The 19,447-nt window shown below is 56.8% G+C and carries 21 protein-coding genes and 1 pseudogene; 17 read left to right on the top strand and 5 right to left on the bottom strand.

Annotation, left to right across the window (positions count from 1 at the left end; translation table 11 throughout):
* Window positions 1-32: 32 nt before the first annotated feature.
* Both DV707_RS17390 and DV707_RS17385 read right to left on the bottom strand, forming a co-directional pair.
* The gene (locus DV707_RS17390) at window positions 33-344 is read right to left on the bottom strand and encodes a DUF7562 family protein (protein WP_103992654.1); all 312 of its coding nucleotides are present in this window, start codon (window positions 342-344) and stop codon (window positions 33-35) included.
* Window positions 341-1,984, bottom strand: a complete 1,644-nt coding sequence (locus DV707_RS17385) for an NADH-quinone oxidoreductase subunit D (protein ID WP_103992655.1) — start codon at window positions 1,982-1,984, stop codon at window positions 341-343. Before DV707_RS17385 ends, DV707_RS17390 begins: the two co-directional genes overlap by 4 nt.
* A gap of 166 nt (window positions 1,985-2,150) precedes the next feature.
* Here DV707_RS17385 and DV707_RS17380 point away from each other — a divergent pair.
* From DV707_RS17380 to DV707_RS17335, 9 genes and pseudogenes are all read left to right on the top strand, one after another.
* Window positions 2,151-2,806, top strand: a pseudogene (locus DV707_RS17380) (helix-turn-helix domain-containing protein).
* A gap of 146 nt (window positions 2,807-2,952) precedes the next feature.
* Entirely contained in the window at window positions 2,953-3,849 is an 897-nt protein-coding gene (locus tag DV707_RS17375) for an alpha/beta fold hydrolase (RefSeq protein WP_103992657.1), read from the top strand.
* Window positions 3,850-3,957: 108 nt separating this feature from the next.
* Window positions 3,958-4,197, top strand: a complete 240-nt coding sequence (locus tag DV707_RS17370) for a PRC-barrel domain-containing protein (protein ID WP_103992658.1) — start codon at window positions 3,958-3,960, stop codon at window positions 4,195-4,197.
* Window positions 4,198-4,300: 103 nt separating this feature from the next.
* Complete coding sequence (locus DV707_RS17365; RefSeq protein ID WP_103992659.1) at window positions 4,301-5,209, top strand: winged helix-turn-helix domain-containing protein; 909 nt, start codon at window positions 4,301-4,303, stop codon at window positions 5,207-5,209.
* A gap of 163 nt (window positions 5,210-5,372) precedes the next feature.
* The gene (locus tag DV707_RS17360) at window positions 5,373-6,125 is read left to right on the top strand and encodes a class I SAM-dependent methyltransferase (protein WP_103992733.1); all 753 of its coding nucleotides are present in this window, start codon (window positions 5,373-5,375) and stop codon (window positions 6,123-6,125) included.
* 7 nt (window positions 6,126-6,132) lie between these two features.
* Window positions 6,133-7,836 (top strand): serine hydrolase domain-containing protein, encoded by a 1,704-nt coding sequence (locus DV707_RS17355; protein ID WP_103992660.1) that lies wholly within the window; start codon window positions 6,133-6,135, stop codon window positions 7,834-7,836.
* The gene (locus tag DV707_RS17350; protein WP_103992661.1) at window positions 7,833-8,240 is read left to right on the top strand and encodes a hypothetical protein; all 408 of its coding nucleotides are present in this window, start codon (window positions 7,833-7,835) and stop codon (window positions 8,238-8,240) included. Before DV707_RS17355 ends, DV707_RS17350 begins: the two co-directional genes overlap by 4 nt.
* 123 nt (window positions 8,241-8,363) lie before the next feature.
* Window positions 8,364-9,050: a helix-turn-helix domain-containing protein gene (locus DV707_RS17345; protein ID WP_103992662.1), complete on the top strand. Its 687-nt coding sequence runs from the start codon at window positions 8,364-8,366 to the stop codon at window positions 9,048-9,050.
* A 225-nt stretch (window positions 9,051-9,275) separates the two neighbouring features.
* Window positions 9,276-10,082 carry an alpha/beta fold hydrolase gene (locus tag DV707_RS17335; protein ID WP_103992663.1) on the top strand — a complete coding sequence of 269 codons (807 nt, stop codon included), beginning with the start codon at window positions 9,276-9,278 and terminating at the stop codon, window positions 10,080-10,082.
* Here the strand turns inward: DV707_RS17335 and DV707_RS17330 are convergent.
* Window positions 10,076-10,444 (bottom strand): hypothetical protein, encoded by a 369-nt coding sequence (locus DV707_RS17330; RefSeq protein ID WP_103992664.1) that lies wholly within the window; start codon window positions 10,442-10,444, stop codon window positions 10,076-10,078. The two genes, DV707_RS17335 and DV707_RS17330, sit on opposite strands and share 7 nt — an antisense overlap.
* Window positions 10,445-10,524: 80 nt before the next feature.
* Complete coding sequence (locus tag DV707_RS17325; RefSeq protein ID WP_103992665.1) at window positions 10,525-11,205, bottom strand: helix-turn-helix domain-containing protein; 681 nt, start codon at window positions 11,203-11,205, stop codon at window positions 10,525-10,527.
* A gap of 88 nt (window positions 11,206-11,293) precedes the next feature.
* Between DV707_RS17325 and DV707_RS17320 the strand changes: the two genes are divergently transcribed.
* From DV707_RS17320 to DV707_RS17300, 5 genes are all read left to right on the top strand, one after another.
* Window positions 11,294-12,616 carry a cytochrome P450 gene (locus tag DV707_RS17320; protein WP_103992666.1) on the top strand — a complete coding sequence of 441 codons (1,323 nt, stop codon included), beginning with the start codon at window positions 11,294-11,296 and terminating at the stop codon, window positions 12,614-12,616.
* Between the two features lie 15 nt (window positions 12,617-12,631).
* Window positions 12,632-14,095 (top strand): amidohydrolase family protein, encoded by a 1,464-nt coding sequence (locus DV707_RS17315; protein WP_103992667.1) that lies wholly within the window; start codon window positions 12,632-12,634, stop codon window positions 14,093-14,095.
* A gap of 106 nt (window positions 14,096-14,201) precedes the next feature.
* Window positions 14,202-14,429 carry a PLDc N-terminal domain-containing protein gene (locus DV707_RS17310; RefSeq protein ID WP_394348351.1) on the top strand — a complete coding sequence of 76 codons (228 nt, stop codon included), beginning with the start codon at window positions 14,202-14,204 and terminating at the stop codon, window positions 14,427-14,429.
* Window positions 14,430-14,685: 256 nt separating this feature from the next.
* Window positions 14,686-15,321: an IS6 family transposase gene (locus tag DV707_RS17305; protein WP_103992668.1), complete on the top strand. Its 636-nt coding sequence runs from the start codon at window positions 14,686-14,688 to the stop codon at window positions 15,319-15,321.
* 265 nt (window positions 15,322-15,586) lie between these two features.
* A complete protein-coding gene (locus DV707_RS17300; RefSeq protein WP_146063903.1) occupies window positions 15,587-16,351 on the top strand; it encodes a CPBP family intramembrane glutamic endopeptidase in 765 nt (254 codons plus the stop codon).
* Between the two features lie 50 nt (window positions 16,352-16,401).
* Here DV707_RS17300 and DV707_RS17295 read toward each other — a convergent pair whose 3' ends face one another.
* Window positions 16,402-16,710, bottom strand: coding sequence for an SdpI family protein (locus tag DV707_RS17295; protein ID WP_136361932.1), 309 nt, complete (start codon window positions 16,708-16,710; stop codon window positions 16,402-16,404).
* 218 nt (window positions 16,711-16,928) lie between these two features.
* On the opposite strand from DV707_RS17295, the gene DV707_RS17290 reads away from it, so the two are divergent.
* From DV707_RS17290 to DV707_RS17280, 3 genes are all read left to right on the top strand, one after another.
* Window positions 16,929-17,276 (top strand): winged helix-turn-helix domain-containing protein, encoded by a 348-nt coding sequence (locus DV707_RS17290; protein WP_103992671.1) that lies wholly within the window; start codon window positions 16,929-16,931, stop codon window positions 17,274-17,276.
* 26 nt (window positions 17,277-17,302) lie between these two features.
* Window positions 17,303-17,617, top strand: coding sequence for a DUF7521 family protein (locus DV707_RS17285; protein ID WP_235010833.1), 315 nt, complete (start codon window positions 17,303-17,305; stop codon window positions 17,615-17,617).
* A 660-nt stretch (window positions 17,618-18,277) separates the two neighbouring features.
* Entirely contained in the window at window positions 18,278-19,273 is a 996-nt protein-coding gene (locus tag DV707_RS17280; RefSeq protein WP_200820936.1) for a tyrosine-type recombinase/integrase, read from the top strand.
* Window positions 19,274-19,447 lie beyond the last annotated feature (174 nt).

The raw sequence follows: 19,447 nt of genomic DNA, 5'->3' as shown, positions 1-19,447 counted from the left end.
TTTGTTGGGGAGCTACGGAGGGCAGTCTGTTGCTACGGTACCTTCCGGGATTGATCCGTATCGTCTGCTGTGAGCTCGCAGAATTGCCTCAGGAACGTCTGTCGGTCGGTTCGGCCAGCACCAGCAGCGATGAGCGTCTCTTCAAGTCCGTTGCGGTTCTGATGACAGCACGCACGGTGACAGGGCTTACAGAGATATTCGAACTCCTTGTCGTCACGGTTCCAGCGATCACCTTGCTTGTCGTATTCTCGCGCAGCATCGCGGTCGACCGTCTCGCCACAGGCGATACAGGTCACTTGCTGGTCGGAGTCTCTCCGCCATGATGTCGCGGTCGGCGCCGTCATCGATCCACCTCCCCCATAATCGTGTCGAGACTGCCGAGCGTTGCGACGAGATCGGCGACGTACTCGTCTTCCGCCATCGCCGGTAGCGCCGATAGGTTCGAGAACGACGGGCCACGGATTTTGAACCGTGCGGGCGTGTCGGTTCCGTCTGCGCGGATGTAGATCCCGAGTTCTCCTTTCGCGCCCTCGACGGCCCTGTAGCACTCTCCGGACGGTTTCAGTGTCCGCGGCACGTTGGACTGGCAGGCACGGTCCGCGTCCGGCCAGTCCGAGAGCAGATCAACGCACTGTTCGATGATGGCTGCTGATTCTTCGATTTCCTGCAGTCGAACGAGTACGCGGGCGAAGTTGTCGCAGCCGTCACGGGTGATAACGTTCCACTCAAGATGGTCGTAGTAGCCGTACGGGTCGTCACGTCGGAGGTCGAAATCGACACCGGAGGCACGAGCGACTGGCCCGGTGGCTCCATACTGCTTTGCGACTGCTGGCGGGAGTTCGCCGGTGTCGACACACCGGGCTTGGAAGACTTCGTTGCTCGTCAGGAGGTCGTGGTATTCCGCGAGCTTCTGCGGCAGGTCGTTGGTGAAGGCGCGCACGTCTTCGAGGAACTCTTCGCGCGGCTCTGGGAGGTCCCACGCGACGCCGCCGATCCGGAAGTAGTTGAACATCATTCGTTGCCCGGTCAGGTCCTCCAGGAGATCCTGGACGAGCTCCCGGTCCCGAAACCCGTACATAAAGGTGGCATTGAACTCGCCGCTGACGTCCAGTGCGTACATCGCAGTGAATAACAGGTGTGAGAGAATTCGGGATAATTCGGCGCTCATCGTCCGGATGACCTGGGCGTACTCAGGGACGTCGATCCCGGCTAAGTCTTCGATGACGCGGGCGTAAGCCCACTCGTTCAGGAGGCCCGCACCGCCCCAGTCCCAGCGATCTGGATACGGCATAATCTGGTGGCGGTAGGTTCCCTGCTGGCACATTTGCTCCTCACACCGGTGTATGTACCCGATATCCGGCTCAACGTCAGCGATCGTTTCTCCATTCAGCTCGACGTTCAAGTGAAGGACCCCGTGAGTCGACGGGTGGTGCGGCCCGATGTTGACGTGCATCGTGTCAGGTCCTTCACGGTGATCCTCCTGTAACGGGTTCGCGTGTTCGGACAACGGAACGATCTGGGGCCGTGTCTGATCGTAGTCCAGTGACAACGGATGGCCCTGCCAGGTCTCCGGTAGCAGGATCCGCCGCAGGTCCGGGTGGTCCTCGTATTCGATACCGACGAGATCGTAGGCCTCCCGTTCGTGCCACCCAGCAGTCCGATAGACCGGTGTTGCCGACTCACTCACGGGGTCGTCCTTCGCTGTCGGGACGACGACCGACAGTTCACGCGTCCGGTCGTCGTAACTGGTGAGGTGATAGATCGTCTCGAAGCGGTCTTCGTACTCTTGGGCAGTCACACACGAACAGTGGTCGAACCCCGCCTCCGAGCGAAGCGTCGAAAGGACGCTCTGTACTCGATCAGCGCGGATCACGACCGCGGGGGCGTTCTCGTGCGTTTCACGACCGACGATGGCGTCGGTTGGGAGGGCGGTGACCGCCTCAGCCGGGGACTGTCGGGCGATCGAGCGGTGATGCTGGGACATCGTCCACACCTAGCTGTTTCAGACCGAGCACGGTAGGCGCGTTGCCTCACCTGTGGTGTAATATAAATACCAGTGGTGTCTTCGGAACTGCTGTTTTTTCGTTGCGCCGCAGCGGTGAGTGGCTCCACCGTTGTAATTTATTTTCCAACGTGCTGCAAGTCGTCATATGCGGTATCTCACGGTGGAAGTCAAGCCAAACAAGGGAGGTGCATTCCATCCACTCGGGGATAAGCTCACGGAAGCACCGGATATCGAGCGAAGAGCCATTCATCACGTTGAACTCCTGGTCGACGAGACCGTGTTGCTACTGGCGGAGGCGAGCGGCAGTCAAGAGCGGTACGAACAGATTATGGCTGAATCCCCGCACGTCATCGATTATCTCGTTGCCGGAGATGACCGGTGGATGGTTGTGAGTCAATTCGTACCGACCGACGAGGTCCGAAAGGCACTGGTACTCCAGCAAGAATTGTTTTTAGTAGTTGATACGCCGATCCGCTTCACTTCCGAGGGTCACCTCGAAATTACGTACCTCGGGACGGAGAACTCCTTGAGCAAGCTGTTCGACTACGCCGATGAGCTGGATTCGATGGCGTTCGATATTCGCAATATGGGGAGTACGAGGCGGACGAGTCGTCTCTCAGTCGGATGATCACCACTCGACAAGAAGAAGTACTTGAGGCAGCCGTGGAGGTAGGATACTACACTGAACCACGTAAAGCGTCACTTGAAGAGGTAGGTGACGCCGTCGGGATCTCTCCTGGAACAGTGGGTGAACACCTTCGAAAAGTGGAAGAACGCGTCTTTAGCGAAATCGTCCGCTGATGCGCTCGGGCTCGTAGTCGAAAATAAAAATAGCCTTACTGCTACGGCAGTCCGCCTATTCGGATACATCGCGTATTTTCAGACATCAATACCCCGTTGACGCCTGAGCAGAGCATTCGAACCGCTCGCCGTGCCAACAAACACTGATGGCAGCAACAACACCATCCACAGATACTGACGCATCGTTGCTTACAGCCCCGAACGTCGCATCTTCCTCCCGGGAGGTAAACGGCGTCCGACTACACGTCGTAACAGCTGGCGAACCTAATGCCCCCCTCGTCGTCTTGTTACACGGCCACCCCGATTTCTGGTATGGATGGCGTCACCAGATCGGTCCGCTCGTGGATGCTGGCTATCGCGTGGTGGTCCCGGATCAGCGCGGCTGTAATCTAAGCGAAGCACCCGACGGAATCGACGCCTACCGGATGTCGAATCTCGTCGCCGATGTCCGTGAATTAATCCGCAGTGAGGGACGCGAATCGGCCCACGTAGTCGGACACGATTTCGGCGCGTTCGTGGCCTGGAACGTCGCTCTTCGTGAGCCTGCAGTTGTCGATCGACTCGGAATCTGTAACGTTCCGCACCCGACGGTGTATCGAGAGACACTCCGCTCCAGCCTCCGCCAGATCGCGCGGAGTTGGTACGTCTGGTTCTACCAGCTCCCGAAGCTCCCCGAGTGGATGCTGCGCCGGAACGGGATGGACAATATGGTTGCGACGCTCGAAGTGTCCTCCAAGGAGGGCACGTTCGACGACGAAGCGTTCACACGGTATCAGGCGGCGTGGCAGCACACGGGTATTGAGCCACGAATCAACTGGTATCGTGGCTTCCGGCGATCAGAGCGTCCCCAACGTGACACAGTAGTCCAGCCAACGCTGATCTGCTGGGGCGAAGACGACGTCGGACTCATCTCGTCGATGGCCGAACAGAGTCTTGACTACTGTGAGACCGGACGACTCAGAACGTTCCCTGACGCGTCACATTGGGTGCACCACGAACGCAAGGCAGTCACCGACGAATTACTTGACCATCTCTCTGAGTGAGTTGTCGATTGATTATAGTCACAAATCAGGCCCGCGACAGGGTTCGATACTGAAGCCGTTTTTTCAGATTAGTTGACTGTTAAGACTCCGTTCTGACAAGACCCGGTTATGGATTCGGTCCCCCTGTTCGCCCTCAACGACTGTGACGTGATGACAACTAATGGGTCGAAACTTGGGACGCTCGAAAATATCACACTGAATCCCAACACTGGTGAACTCAAATTTCTCTGTGTCAATCCGAGCAGCGAGGAGTCAACCGAATTCCCACAAATGGAGAACGGCCAAGTGGTCGTCCCCGTCGACAGTGTCGAAACGACACGAGAGTACCTCATCGTGACTGCCCCGTAGCTATCCTGCGATAAGTCCTTGGACGGGTAGGTCGGCGAGTAAGTACCTGCAAGAACGCGGGGTTTCAACAGGACGCCTGGAGTGGTGGGAACCGTCTCAAATTATGACCGGAAGTCGTGCGCCGACCGATATCTTTCGACTGCTAGCCGATGATACTCGGGTCGATATTCTTCGTGCCGTCGCGGTTGCACAGTACGATCTCGACCAGGTCGGTTCTGGCGCTGCCGAGCTCGCGTTCTCTGAGATTTACGACCGTGTCGACGTGGAGAATACCTCGAAGCTATCGTACCACCTCGGAGAACTCACCGGAATCTACTTGCGAAAAACCGACGATGGATATTCGCTTTCGCACGCCGGTGAACGTATCGTTCGGTTCATCCTTGCAGAGAATTACGGTTCACCGGAGTCGTTCGGTCCGGAACCGGTTGATGGAGTGTGCATTTTTTGTGGGGCGGATGCACTGGAAGCGAGTTTGGTGCATCAGTTTTTCCGAATTGATTGTACGGCGTGTGAGCGGCAAGTCTCGGGACAACCGATCACACCCGCGCAGGTCAAGACACGGGAGAGCGACGCTCTCGTACAGAGTGTCAAGCGGCGAAGTGCGGAGGATGCCAGACTGGTTCGGCAACGGCTGTGTCCGGAGTGTGGCGCGCAACTATCTGTGGAGGTGGTTGGGGTGCCTGCGAGTGCGTTGCCTGAGGCTGATTCGTTTGTTGTGATGAGCACCTGTGAGGAGTGTCTCCGGGAGTACAACACTCCGTTGACGTACAGCGCCGTCTATCATCCGGCATCGATTGCGTTCCATTGGGAACACGGAGTTGACGTGACTGCTAGAGGGCTCTGGGAATTCCACGAATACGTCTACGAGGGCCGCTGGACATCTGAGCAGGTCGCGTCGGACCCCGATGAATACGAAGTCGTGTTGCGTCACGGGGAGGATGCAGTGAGGCTCTATCTTGACTTGACTGCGACTGTGGTGCGGACGGAGCGCGTGCGACGCGAGAGCGGGTGATTTCAGTTCTAGTAACAGCAGCATTACAAAATCAGTGTTGAGTAGAATACGGTGCCGATCAGATATATTTTGGATAGTGGTGCAACTGTCCTATAATCACGGCTTTTCGCTCAACTCAAATTTTGAATAAAATATGATATATTATCAAATATCCAATAGCTTTATGGATGTCAGTGGCTCGACGTACAGGTACGCTCAACGGAGGCTTACCCCCGTGCAATCGAAACCCCCACACGATCCGACAGATCAGGCGACTCGAACACATAGCGAACGGACAGCGCAAGAGCAGTCAGTACAGCGGCGCTCGAAATCAGCCGACGAGATCGCCGACGCGTACGCAGACGTGGCTGACAAACTCGCTCGGTGGCGCCAACTTGACCAGTTGGTCGCTGGTCGGTATCGTCAAGATCACTTCCGGTATGCGAGTGGGCGAGTCCTTGATGTCGCCTGCGGGACCGGGCGGAATTTCCAGTACCTCCCGTCGGCAAGCGAGGTCGTCGGTATCGACATCAGCGATGAGATGCTCACCCACGCTCGTTCTGAACTTGGCAGGCTTGATGTGGAAGGAACCGTTCACACGATGGATGCCCAGGCGCTTGACTTCTCTGACGACAGTTTCGACACTGTCATCTCGTCGTTTTCCACGTGCACGTTTCCCGATCCGAAAGCGGCGCTCCACGAAATGGAGCGAGTCTGCAGGCCTGACGGCGAGATTCTACTACTTGAACACCGTCACAGCGACGCTGCGCCGCTCGCTTGGCTCCAGGTCTGGCGGGCGGAATCCCAGTATGAGAAGAACGGGTGCCGACTGACCCACGATCCATTAGAAACCGTTGAGCAGGCCGGACTCACAGTCGAGAACACCTCAACGTCGTTTTTCGGGCTCGTCGCTACCATCGAGGCCTCCCCGAGGTGATCACTTGATGACACAACCACAACGTTCCACGGCAACTACCGAGGTTGATCGAACGACAAGACGGTCGTTCCTTGCGTGCCTCGGTACTCTCGGATTCGGACTCGGGAACCTCGGAACTGTAGCCGGACGGACAAGCGCCACGATCAACTCACCGGTTACAGAAGTACAGCAGCATAAGAGTCCCTTCGGGGATCCGGACGAGCTTGAAGCGTTCGTTGATGACGTAATAGCTGACCGGATCGGGGAGACGACTCCCGGAGCTACCGTGGCGATCGTCTCGGGAGGTTCTCCCGTGCTCACCAAGGGATACGGTGTTGCGGATACCGAAGCCGGAAACCCGGTTCGAGCTGACGACACAGCGTTTCGGGTCGGGTCGGTCGGGAAACTCGTGACATACACCGCCGTTATGCAGGGTGTTGAACGAGGCGTGCTTGATCTTGATGCCGACGTTAACACGTATCTCGACGACTCACCAGTTACTATCCCGGATACCTACAATGAGCCAGTGACTTTGCGGCATCTCGGCACGCACACCGCCGGGTTCGAGTCCACGCTTGACCCCGAAATCGTCGCTGATTCCGATGCTCTCGACTCGCTGGAGACGGTCCTCGCCGAGCAGCAACCCCCACGTATCCGTCGGCCTGGTGAACTCGTCGGTTATTCCAACTACGGCGCGGCACTCGCCGGTCACGTCGTGGCTGAAGCACACGACACGACGTTTACGGAATACGTCCACTCAGAAGTCTTTGAGCCGCTCGGGATGTCCCACAGTACGTTCGCCCAACCTGTCCCCAACAACCACCCTGGGAACCTCGCTAGACCGCACGACAGCAACAATGCGTCGTTCACCGTAGCTGACGATGTCTACATCAATATGCAGCCCGCAGGATCGCTGACCGCGACAGCAACAGATATGGCCGCGTTTATGCTGGCACATCTCGGTACTGGAGCAGTCAGCGGCACGCGGATTCTTGACACAAAGACTACTGAACGGATGCATAGTCGCCATCACGTGCGACACCCAACAGTCACAAACTGGCGGTACGGTTTCCACGAATACGGAAGCCCGGACGCGAATCTCCTCGCCCACTCGGGTGCGACGGTCAACTTCACGAGTCATCTGTTACTCGCTCCAGATCACGGGGTTGGGATCTTCGTGGCGTACAACAGCAAGCCCAGCGAGCTTCCGGCGGCTGTCGTCGATGAGATCGTCGCGGAGTATGGTCTCCAACCAGCGCCAGCCACACCACCCCCGACCTCGGAACCAGGTATGCGGGAGCGTGCTGAAACTGTCGCTGGCGAGTACAGTCTCTCGTCCCTCCCAGCGAGCGGGCCGCTCCAAGTCGCTGATCAACTCGCTCACCTTTCTGTCGAACCTGGAGACGGCAACCGTCTGCGCACATCCACTCTTGACGGCGACACCCGGGAGTGGGTTGAGACAGACCCGTACGTGTATCACGAGCTTGGCGGTCACGATGTCCTCGCGTTTGAGGTTACAGACGGGGGAGTAGAGGTGCTGAATATGAGCAGTGTCCCGACTGGCGTCTACCAGCCGGTTCCGCTCCAAGATCGACAACTCGTCACAGCCGGTCTCCTCGGGACGGCGATATCGGGCTTCGGATTATCGCTCGCTGCCAGGGGAGCACACAGTGCCCTACGACAGTGGCAACGGGGTCGGACTCGCAATAAACCAGAGGAGGATTCGAAATGACAGATCAACACGTCACTCACCAACAGACAGACCAACTCCAAGAGTCAGACGATGCGAATAGAGTCACGCGGGACGACACTGGTAAGTTCACGAGGCTCCCGTGGCTCGCTCGTACAGCGGCTATCGGTCTGAGCGGTGTCTCCTTGGGGTTCGTTCTCCTCTTTAGTTTCATAGTTGGTATGGGTGGCAATCTGACGCTCATCACGCGACCGCTAGCGATGCAGATCGCACTCACACTCCCGTATCTAGTGGTACTCTTCACGCTAGTGACTACCGTCGGTGCCGCACTCGCGTGGCGAAACGGCTACTGGTCACTGTCTGCACGCGCCCACCAGACGCTGTTGGCACTTCTCGGATTAGTATTTAGTTGGCTACTCTCGAATCTCGGCTTCCTAACAGTGTGAACCGCCTCGGGATTGGCTTTGAGACGGTTGGCCTGTAGAACCGATTGATTTCAGCTGCAACAGGTAAATTGGCCTGCTCGGCTCTTTCGCCATTCACATTACGACCGGTAAAAGAGATAACATATGGGACTCGTTAGTGAGTTCGATATCGACTGTCAAGCGTTACCGCTCGCTGGCGTTGCGGAACGGGCGTCTGAAGCCACGCTGGTCTTAGAGATGCAATATAATCACGGGAACCGACCTCTATTTCTCGTCACTGTCCAAGACGGGTCGCAGGCGACCGTTGAGACGGCCTTCACAGACGCATATGACGTTGGGGAATGGACGCTCGTGGGACAAGCAGGTGACACCCGTCGATACCAGGTCCGCCCGGCGCTCAGTCTGGAAGAACAGCTCGGTGACCACCTTGACGATCTTACGGATCTCGAAGCGCTTGCAACGGCTGACGCTATCATCGAGCGTATTGACGTCGTACCGGGCGGATGGCGACAGACCGGTTGGTTCGCCGACCGGGACGCGTTCAACAAGTTTTCCTCGTTTTGGCAGCGAAATGCCGGGTTCCGCTTACACCGTCTCACCCGAGACGGGGAGTCTGAACCCCCGGGCGATGGACTGACCGACCGTCAACACGAAGCACTCCGAATCGCGTACGAACTGGGGTACTTCGACATCCCGCGGAAAGCGTCCTTAGAGGATGTCGCCGCAGAACTTGGGATTTCCCCATCGTCTGTTTCTGAGCGACTGCGGCGGGCTCAAACGCAACTCATCGAAGAGACCGTGGCGACGACGTGGCCCCCGCTACCACAATAAAGATGTCCACGCTACATACGCCGACTGAACCGAAGCGGTCCGTGGCGTCTCGTTGAACATCGGAGAAGGCGAATTCATCGGGTTCCTGGGTCCCAACAGGGCTGGTAAAACGACTACGATCAGATTCTCGTCACGCGTTACCATCCCACTACAGCCGCTATTTAAAAGGCCGGACGACTGAGAGTCACTCATTCTTCGGTCTTACTCTAACGATATAATGCATCAATGCAGACTGTGATTTCCGCAGATGGGACTCGGATCGCATACGAACAGTACGGAGAAGGCCCGCCGCTCATCCTTCTTCACGGCGGATCGTCCCCCGAGTACTGGAAGCCGATCGTTCCTCACTTCGCTGAGGACTACACCGTCGTTGTTCCCCACCGACGCGGCGTTGGGGAAAGCGGTGACTCTGACGAGTATCGGCTCGAACGTGGTGTTGAGGACGTTCGAGCAGTCATCGATGCAGTTGAGGGAACGCCACTCCTGTTCGGGCACTCGTTCGGTGGTCTGTTAGCGATCGAAGTCGCTCGAAAGGCTTCGGTACAGAAGCTTATCGCGTATGAGCCAGCTATTCTCGTCGACGACTATCGTGACCAAGCTGATCTCGCAGCGCAGATGCAGGAACGAATCAACGACGGCGATCGACGCGAGGCGATGAAGTTCTACATCCGAGAGGTGATGCACGGTGGCGAGATCGATGATCTTGAGAGCTGGCTCGCTGAGTGGCCGCCGTGGCCCGAGATCGTCGCCTTGACCGAAAACATTGCGCGAATCAATCGCGCAATCGAGCAGTACCAACTTCCGGACGCACTCGAGATCGATGCGCCAGTTCTCTTATTGACCGGGACTGCGGGACCGCCGCATCTTCGAGATGGCATCCGTGCAGTGGACGCCGCCCTCTCAAGCAGTCAGTTCGTCGAATTCGATGACGTCGGTCACGGTGGTCCGACGGAAGCACCTGAACGCATTATAGCGAAGGTACGCGGTTTCATCGACGAGGAAGAGACGCCAGTGCCGGAATCTGGTTACTGATTGAGCTCTGCCTTTCTCTTCGTTCGAACGTAGTATTCACCACCACCAAAGGCGAGATACAGGAAAATATACACTGGTGACAGGCCAACCGCATATAGACTCAGCCCGAATAGGGCACCCTTCTGGAGAGTTCCGGTACCGATCCCAATAGTTAGCCAGCCAAAGACGATCACACCGAGAAGAATGACGGGAGCGGCGAGTCGTGAATGGAAATAGAGAGCAATCGGGATCCCGACTGTAGCAATAACCATCCCGCTGGAAAGCAGGAGCCAGCCAATCGTTTCAATCGTGAGGTGCGACAGGAAGTCGCTGACACTCCAGGATTCAAACAGTAGCCCCGCAACCACGAAGAGGAAGAGCACAACAGTTCCGCCCTCCGAGACCGAGACTCACCGATTTCCGGAAGGAAAACTATGATTCGGGAAGGACAGTCGTCATAGATTCATAACACAATCGGCTGCGATCCATAGAGCGACACAAGCCGCGCCTCTGCCTTTCGGAGATGACCCGCAGCGGTGCTTTTTGAACAGCCAATCTCATCGGCAATTTCTCGAACGCTTGTCTGCCGGGGAATTTCGTAATATCCCTGTTCGCGAGCAACCTCAAGCACCTCTCTCTGGCGCTCGGTCAACGCTACGGTTTGCGGTTCTCGATAGGCGTCGTACTCTCCGAGGCGGTTGATCGACACGGAGAGGTGCTCGGGGAACTCGGTGACCAGGTTCTGCAGGGCGTCCTGGTCGCCAGCGATCTCAAAGCGTATCGAACCGTCGCTGTCGTATTCGATCGGTGGGACGACGAGGAGTTCCGTGTCGGTGAGGAGAACGCGCAACTGACGGGCGAACCCCTGCGCTGCCTCTCGAATGTAGACGTAGAAACTGCGATCATCAATCGGTGTGACATCATACTCGGAGATCGTATCCACAGCGTCGAGCGCCGAAAGGTACTCATCGCGTCCATCCGTGCTGTTGCCAACAACGTGGAGTAAGGTAGTGACGTACTCGGGGTTCGAAAAGTTCCAATGCCGGAGGTACGCTTGCCGAACTGAGTCGTGTTCGACGAGAAACTGGTGCATCGGATGCCTCGCCTCCGATGAGAACTGGATCTGTAACTGCAGGTATCGCATTACCGAGAGCAAAAGGAACCGTGACAAGTAAAAATAGGTGGACCTGTCCGGCAGAACACAGGAGTCCAAGTGTCGCTTACGGGTACGTATGAGTACAGCGGTCGACTACCCTCCCGGTCCGCGCGGACTCCCCGTCATCGGTAATACGGTCGCGTTGAGTCGTGACATTTTTGCGTTTTTCGAGGAGTTGCGTGACGAGTACGGTCGCGTCGCAAGTTACGACGTCTTCGGCACCGACGCGTGTATGATTGCCCACCCGGACGCGATCCAGCAGGTGCTCCTTGGTAACCACGAGGCGTTCGAGAAAGGCGAGGTGTTGACACGGAACCTTGCCGATGCGATGGGTGAAGGATTGTTCGTGAGTGGTGGCGAACAGTGGCAGAACCAACGGTCGCAGGTGCAGCCAGCGTTCTACCGAGAACGGTTGACCACGTACGTCCCCGAGATGCGTGCTACCGCAGCAGAGACGGTCGATCAGTGGCACGATGGGATGATTGTCGACGTCAACGACGTGATGACGGCGACAACGATGGACGTGCTGGGACGGACACTATTCGGTGTGGATGTGACCGACCACCCGGTAGTTTCGGAGGCGTCAGAGGCGATGCTCGCTCGCTTCGACACGAGTCGATTCTGGTCGTTCCTTCCGGACCGTCTCCCAACGCCGACGAATCGACGGTACAAACGAAAACTCGGTGAACTTCAGGAATTCGTCGATGAACTCGCTCAACAACGGCGAGAGCAACATCCGGAGAATCGAGGTGATGATCTGCTTTCGATCCTCGTCGGATTCGTCGAAGCGAGCGACCTGTCACAGGAGGAGTTCCGTGACAATATGGTCACGTTCCTCTTTGCTGGTCACGAGACGACTGCGTTGGGACTGACGTATACGTTCTTGTGTCTCGCGCAGCATCCGGACGAGCAAGCCGCACTCCAAGCGGAACTTGACGCCGTCTGTGATGAGACAGTGACTGCCGAGGATCTCCCGAAGCTCGAACGGCTGGACCGCGTGATCGACGAGGCCTTGCGTCTCTATCCACCCGTGTATATGTTCTTCCGAGAAGCGGCACGTGATGTGGAGTTGCAGGGCTATACGATTCCGGAGGGGACCACGTTAGTCTTACCGCAGTGGGCCGTCCACCGTGATCCGGCGTGGTGGGACGATCCGGAAGTGTTCCGTCCAAAACGGTTTGCTGGCGATCCTGACCGTCCGGAGTATGCATATTTTCCGTTCGGTGGCGGCCCCCGACACTGTATTGGGATGCGATTCGCACGGATGGAAATGAAGACGATCCTCGCCACGGTTCTCGACACGTACACGTTTGAACTCGTATCCGATCCGAACCCGGATCTGATTGCCAGTACGAACCTCAAACCCGGCGGGCCGATCGAAATCGAACTTCACGAATAGACTCGAGAATCCGCTATGTCACCGGATATCCTGATCCACGACGCGACTGTGCTGACAGTCAACGAGCACAACCAACTGTATCGAAACGGGACAGTCGTCATCGACGACGGGGTGATTCAAGAGATCCGACCATCCGAATCGGACGACGCCGATACAGCTGCCGAGACCGTCATCGATGGCAGCGACCGCCTCGTGATGCCTGGGTTGATCAACGCCCACACGCATCTGGAACTGACCGCGCTCATCGGGACGTTCAGCGAGTTGAGCCTCGGCGAGCTGTTCGCCGAGATGACTGCCCTTTGTGAACAGCTCGGTCGTGGCAAATACGAGTATCTCGTCGAGGCGGGGTGTGATCTCGCCGCGTTGAATTTCATCCGGAGCGGGATCACGACAACGAACGCGATGGACGCGCTGCCGAATCGCGGGGCTGAAGCCTTCGGGGAGGCTGGACTCCGAGGCTTCTTCGGCCCGTGGATCAGCGACTTGTTCTGGGATATCCCCGAAGACGACCAATTCGAGCGCGCTCGCTCGTTTATTGAGGAGTATCACGACAGCTACGACGGGCGAGTACAAGCGACAGTCTGCCCTCACGACGACTGGTCGTGTTCTCGGGACGTCTGGGAACGGACTGCCGAGCTTGCGGCGGACTACCCCGACCTTCCAGTCCACACGCATCTGCTCGAACTAGACGCGAGCAATACGATGGCCCGGGCGAACGACGCTGATGATTCACTTTCACTGCTGGACGAGGTTGGACTACTCAATAAACGACTCGTCGCCGCACATTTCCGCGTTGCTGACGAAGAGGATATCGAACGGATGGCAGCAACCGGCGCGTCCGTCGCCCACTGTCCATCAATCTTCTGCTACTGGGAGCCAGACGGTGAGACCGAGTGGACACCAGTCCCCGCGCTGCGGGAGGCAGGGACAACAGTTGGACTCGGTCTCGACGATCACTACTGGCACGATTCCAGCGATCTGCTGGGCGAGGTCCGACAGGCACGGCTAGCGGCCAACCTCTCGTTCGGAACGAACCAGTTCCACTCGATGGAACTGGTCCGGATGCTTACGATCGACGGGGCAAAGGCGCTCGGCGTCGCCGACGAACTCGGCAGCATCGAACCCGGCAAGCGCGCGGATCTCATACTACTAGACCTATCGGATCCCAAATTCGCCCCGAAGACGAACATTCCAGCACTCGTTGTGAACACCGCAACGGCTGACGACGTCGAGTCAACGATCGTTGATGGTGAGGTACTGATGCACGACAGCGAGGTCCGATCAATAAATTCTGAAGCCGTGTGTGAACGTGCCACCGCCGCTGTCGAACGCTTCAGCGACGAAATTGAGTGGGAGATAGACATCGGTGGGAGTCACTCACCGAACCATCTTCGTACTGCGCGTGATCTCCCGAAACGAGGGCCAGCACATCTCGTGGCCCGACTGGGTCTGCAACATCTCAAGGATAGATTCAGATAGTAAAAAATTCTCACAATCCAGACTGTGGTGAGAAACCGTCTGCTTATCGACTCGTCCGCTCAGCAGAACAAACAATAGCATCACAAGAATCATACACTTCGATGGGATGATAATCCGTATGCCCTCCCCCGTACTCCTGCAGTCCGCAGCAGCCGGATTGTTCGTCTTCTTTGGGTTGCTACTCCTTATTGTCGGAGTCGTATTAGTCGTGTGGACATACCGGGATGCACAGCAAAATAGCAGTCAGTCTGCCTCTCTATGGGCGATTGTCGTGTTTCTCGCTCCGTTGCTCGGGTTCGTACTCTACCTGCTACTGGGCCGAGATAAGCGGTGATCAGACCCCTAGAAATATGTCCGCTGTGAAGCGAGTGCTGCGGTATCCGAGGTTGGTGATTATTGCCGGATACATTAGGTGATTCTCAACTCTCTCAGCCTGGGACTGACTCTGGCGGAGTATTCAGCTACGAATAGAGTTCAGATACTTTCGACTGGCGGAACGCTTATCATAGGCATATATATCCTACACCACGCATACACGGCACTGTTCAGATAAGGATGAAGGGTGAGGCGGTGCGATTTACTAGTGATCTATGCCAGAAATCGCCCGCCTCAAGCGAAGTACCGGCTGCTTCGAGTTAGATTTTGTGGAACGAGAGGCGACACCGGAGTGGGCGATGAAGCTCGGTATTCGACTCCACTTAACGGGACTTTCTCTGTCGAATACCGTCTCAGAGCTTGAGCGGTTCGGTGTCGATCGGTGTCGCTCCACTGTTCACAATTGGGTGCAGAAGGCCGGCTTACAGCCCACCGAGGGCAAGAGCCCGGATCACGTCGCGGTTGACGAGACCGTGATCCAGATCGATGACCAACGATACTGGCTGTACGCTGCGGTCGATCCCGACAGGAACGAATTTCTCCACGTCAAGCTCGGAACAGCACAAAACCTCGGCCTCTCCGAAATTTTCCTCGGTGAGTTACGTGAAAAACACGACGTCTCCGAGGCCGTATTTCTCGTCGATGGTGCGCAGTGGCTCCAAGAAGCCTGTCGCCGCCACGGACTCCGATTCCAACACGAAACACACGGGAATCGGAACGCTATCGAACGCTTGTATAAAGAACTCAAACGCCGAACCGACCAGTTCGCCACCCACTTCCGCAACCTTGAACCAGCAACCGCCGAAACCTGGCTGCTCGCACAAGCCTTCTGTCAAAATCAGCTAATCTGAACAATGCCCATACACCAGAGATCTGGACTAGCTGCGTACTCCCCCAGCGTCCTACTCCTACGACTGACAGCTAACCTCAACGTATGCATTGTTAGCAACGGATTATTCAGTACTAGTCCTTTTATTGATACTTTTTCTACGTGGGGGTATCGACCGCTCGGCGTCAGATTCTGGGTCCGCAGCTGACTGGCCGCCGACATTCCGCGCTGGATGGTGGCCAGCTATCGCTCTGTTACTGGGGTTCACCGGGTGGATACTCGTCTCGGTGACGGTGTCCACCTGGTTGTTCGGTGAGCTTTCACCAATAGAGGGAGGGCTGTGGACGATTCCGTCGGGCCTCATCCAATTCGGTATTGCCTTGGCCATCCTGCGGTATGACCGTGTTGATCATCGAGCACTTGGCTTGGCCCCGCGATTAGTTCGTCCGGCGCTCGCTGCGACTGCCGTGGTCGTTCTCGTGGCGAACGTTGCTGTTGCTGGTCTAGGGATGGCCGCTGGGACACCTATCTCAGTCGGACTGATGGAGTACTATCTGACAGCCCCATTCGATTACTCAGTCACTGGAGTCGCCATCGCCGCAGTTGCAATGTATGTGTTCACCGGTCCAGTCGAAGAACTCGCGTTTCGAGGATACCTTCAGAACAAGGTCGTGTCACAGGTGACCGTGGGATCACCGACAACCCAAACGATCATCGGGATACTGAGTGCTGCGGTATGTTTTGCCTTGCTTCACATTCCGGCCTACCTGATCATCAGAGAACAAAACATCGGGGCCATTCTCGGTACACTCGTTCTGCTGGCGGCGACCGGGATTCTGTTCGGAGGGATGTATGCCGCCACGCGAAACCTGTATCTGGTGATGTTCCTCCACGGGATCGGCAACCTCTGGCCACTCGTGATTGATCCCGGGACGGCGCTTTGGCCGAACTGGGGCGTCATCCTCGTACTGTACCTTTTCCTGGCCGTATGTTACCGATGGTGGGCGGCAGATCTGACACTCCCAATACCGAAGCTGCAAGTGACGAACTGACCGTGTTCGTTGGATTGGATCGGCTACGTCCGCGAAAGACCATTCAACGACTAAGCGTATAGGTTGGCGAGAATGAGCCCGCCCTGGCAGCCAAGCAGCACAGTAAGCGTTCCCAGCACAGCAACGATGTAGAACGGACGAATCTCAGTGAACGCGTCGGTGTTTCGTACCCGCGCATCAATCACGGACGCGAGAACTGCCGTCCCGGCTATGAGCACCGGGAACAGGAGCAAAACGAGCCACGCGGGGGCGAATTCCGGGCCGTAGTACGGTCCCATTCCGAGAGTCCAGTGGATCCGTATCCGGTCCGGAAGCACACCGTGAGCGATAATGCTTGTCACCGCGCTCAGCAGGCTCAAACCGAATCCGCCTGCGGCAAGCACACGCCGAGGGCTACTGCCGTCGTCACCACTGGTGAGTTGGTTGCATAGCGATGCGAGCCGTGAATCGTGGAGTACTGCTGGACGTTGCATCGGTACTTACCTGTTCGATCGGTATCGCAAAAGGCATACGAGCACGGCTTCAGGTCCTGAAGCGGTCGCCACCTCTTTACTCTCCTTCGATGATATGTATCCTGATGAGTGGGGATCCCCCGGACATCGAGACTGTCGCCGGTCTGCTTGAAGACCAGACTGTGCGGGAAATCCTCACCAACACGAGTCAGGAACCGATGTCAGCACGGGCACTGAAAGACCACTGTGACGCGTCGGGACCGACGATCTACCGCCGTCTCGAACGGCTTCGAGACGCTGACTTCGTTGTCGAACAGACTCGTCCAGACCCTGACAGCGGTCACCACCGACAAGTGTATGTACCGAACCTTGACCGTATCACGATCGAGCTGGACGACGGGACGCTATCGATACAGGTTACACACGGAGAGCGGATGGCTGACCGGTTCACCAGGCTCATCGAAGAGATGTGACTATGTTTCAGGAACCAACTAGTGCTGTGAGCGAGCTCGTTCTTCAGGCCGGGACGCAACTGTCGGAGAGCCTCCGGATGGGGCTGTTGGCGTACGAACTGATCGGAGCGGCGCTTGGTGTGTTCATCGCGTTTCTCGCCTACCGCGGGTATCGCCGCAACAAGAGTCGGCCGATGCTGTTCGTCGCGGTCGGATTCGCTCTCGCACTCGGGGTGCCGCTGATTCTTACCGTGGTGTATCTGGTCCTTCCCATCACAGGTGGGCGCGTCGTCCTGCAAGCTACCAGTCAGACTTTCGAAGTCGCTGGGCTACTGTGCATCATCTACGGGCTCCGGTTGTAGGTGATACTGTCCCGGCAACCCTGCCAGACCTGTGGTCTGAGCGACGAGACATCGCTTCCGAGATGGTGTGCGGGTTTCGCTTCACCGTGTGAAGTCCTGCTAGAGGTGTTTTTCAGATCTGCTTCGAACCCACGGGTGTAATGACGGGTCTTACTGTATCACACCCTCTTCGGCGTGTCGAATCGGCGCTCAACGCACACCCGACCGCAGCGTTCTTCACGTTGACAGTGTCGATCTCGTGGGGGCTCTGGATCCCGCTGTTCGTCGCGTTCCCCTCTGCAACCAGTCTCGTTATGATCCCAGGCGCATTCGGTCCTGCCCTTGCGGCAGTGGCCGTGCGCGGAGTCAGGGGAAAGTCGGTTCGGACGTGGGTTGTCGACGTCTTTCTCTTGATCCGCTCCGTGACTCCCTCATCACGTTCGGGAACGGAACCGATTCGACACAGAACTCAAGCTTCAGAGGCGGTTATCTGAGGATGTTTCGTGAGGTACTGAATTTAGAAATGCGGAAAGTGATCCAGACTCCGGATTCGACCATAGTTGAACCGGGAATCAAGTTCGATCCCCAGCCTGCTGGTAGTGTAGATGACGACGTTTCTATTTGAGTCGAGTTCCGCTCGCGTTATCGTCTCCGGACGCCTCTGAGAGGAGTATGCCTACGATGGATTATGAGGCAGCGGCAGCACGAATACTCGCGTATATCGACTCTGCGGACCACATCCACCCAGAAAACAAGCAGTTGATCAAAGACTATCACCGGGATATGCTTCTTGCAGACATCAGTGCCGCACAGCAGCAGAAAGTCCTCGCGCACTTCAAGATTATAACCGATCACGTCGGCGACACACGGTTTGTGGATTTAGACAAGGATGACATCACCGAGTTAGTCGCGTGGCTGTACACCCGCGGAACAGCCCCGTCAACAGTCGTCGATTACAAGCAGGCGATCAAGCAGTTCTGGAAATGGTTGAACAACGGCGAAGACCCTGAGGAAACGAAATGGATCAAGCGCGGGCCGATCGAACAGAACCGGATCCTTCCACAGAGTCTGCTGACACCAAGAGACATTCAGTCACTACTGGAAGCCTGTCACAACAACCGCGATCGAGCGTTCATCGCGGTCCTGTGGGAAACCGGAGCTCGTATCGGAGAACTCATCGACCTACAAGTAGGCGACATCGAGCAATCGGCACTCGGCAAGCAAATGGTCGTCTCCGGGAAAACCGGGTCGCGTCGATTACTCCTGCTTGAATCCGAATCGTATCTCGACTCGTGGCTGACAGTCCACCCGAACCGGCAAGCTGACGCACCGTTATGGTGTAAAATCGATATGAAACAGGGGTCGCCTGACGAAACGATCAGTTACCAGTACATCAGGCTCCGGATCTTAGACAAAGCCCGAGAACAGGCAGGCATCAACAAGCCAGTGAATCCCCACCATTTCAGACACAGCCGCGCAACCTACTTAGCGAATCACCTGACGGAAGCACAGATGTGCACGTGGTTCGGGTGGGTGCCCGGCTCACGAGTCCCAGGGAGATACGTACATTTGTCGGGCCGGGATATCGACCGCGCATACGTGTCGATGCTGGACACTCCAGGGTACACACGTTTGTTGGAATCCGACGGATCGGAAGCCGCAACCCCATCAGCATAGCGAGGGGAGATCGAACCATTATCACGGTGGTTTATTTCTCAAAATAATAGCTGAATCAGCCGTCAGGATGCATATGCGAATGCACCAATGAGGTTTTTCAGGAATCCGAAGAGAATATACTATATGCGACTCCCCGCAAAGCTTTCCGCCCTCGTTATAGCCCTTCTGGTAGTC

The organism is Halobellus limi, from assembly GCF_004799685.1.
GTDB lineage: Archaea > Halobacteriota > Halobacteria > Halobacteriales > Haloferacaceae > Haloquadratum > Haloquadratum limi.
The sequence above is the reverse complement of the archived record's forward strand: the minus strand, read 5'-3'. Positions and strand labels throughout refer to the sequence as shown.

Coding starts and splice junctions, on each gene's coding strand:
- DV707_RS17325 (WP_103992665.1), bottom strand. CDS start 11,205: ATGCGATACCTGCAGTTACAGATCCAGTTCTCATCGGAGGCGAGGCAT.
- DV707_RS17355 (WP_103992660.1), top strand. CDS start 6,133: ATGACACAACCACAACGTTCCACGGCAACTACCGAGGTTGATCGAACG.
- DV707_RS17310 (WP_394348351.1), top strand. CDS start 14,202: ATGATAATCCGTATGCCCTCCCCCGTACTCCTGCAGTCCGCAGCAGCC.
- DV707_RS17390 (WP_103992654.1), bottom strand. CDS start 344: ATGACGGCGCCGACCGCGACATCATGGCGGAGAGACTCCGACCAGCAA.
- DV707_RS17320 (WP_103992666.1), top strand. CDS start 11,294: ATGAGTACAGCGGTCGACTACCCTCCCGGTCCGCGCGGACTCCCCGTC.
- DV707_RS17350 (WP_103992661.1), top strand. CDS start 7,833: ATGACAGATCAACACGTCACTCACCAACAGACAGACCAACTCCAAGAG.
- DV707_RS17360 (WP_103992733.1), top strand. CDS start 5,373: ATGGATGTCAGTGGCTCGACGTACAGGTACGCTCAACGGAGGCTTACC.
- DV707_RS17280 (WP_200820936.1), top strand. CDS start 18,278: ATGGATTATGAGGCAGCGGCAGCACGAATACTCGCGTATATCGACTCT.
- DV707_RS17315 (WP_103992667.1), top strand. CDS start 12,632: ATGTCACCGGATATCCTGATCCACGACGCGACTGTGCTGACAGTCAAC.
- DV707_RS17305 (WP_103992668.1), top strand. CDS start 14,686: ATGCCAGAAATCGCCCGCCTCAAGCGAAGTACCGGCTGCTTCGAGTTA.
- DV707_RS17375 (WP_103992657.1), top strand. CDS start 2,953: ATGGCAGCAACAACACCATCCACAGATACTGACGCATCGTTGCTTACA.
- DV707_RS17345 (WP_103992662.1), top strand. CDS start 8,364: ATGGGACTCGTTAGTGAGTTCGATATCGACTGTCAAGCGTTACCGCTC.
- DV707_RS17335 (WP_103992663.1), top strand. CDS start 9,276: ATGCAGACTGTGATTTCCGCAGATGGGACTCGGATCGCATACGAACAG.
- DV707_RS17290 (WP_103992671.1), top strand. CDS start 16,929: ATGAGTGGGGATCCCCCGGACATCGAGACTGTCGCCGGTCTGCTTGAA.
- DV707_RS17385 (WP_103992655.1), bottom strand. CDS start 1,984: ATGTCCCAGCATCACCGCTCGATCGCCCGACAGTCCCCGGCTGAGGCG.
- DV707_RS17370 (WP_103992658.1), top strand. CDS start 3,958: ATGGATTCGGTCCCCCTGTTCGCCCTCAACGACTGTGACGTGATGACA.
- DV707_RS17365 (WP_103992659.1), top strand. CDS start 4,301: ATGACCGGAAGTCGTGCGCCGACCGATATCTTTCGACTGCTAGCCGAT.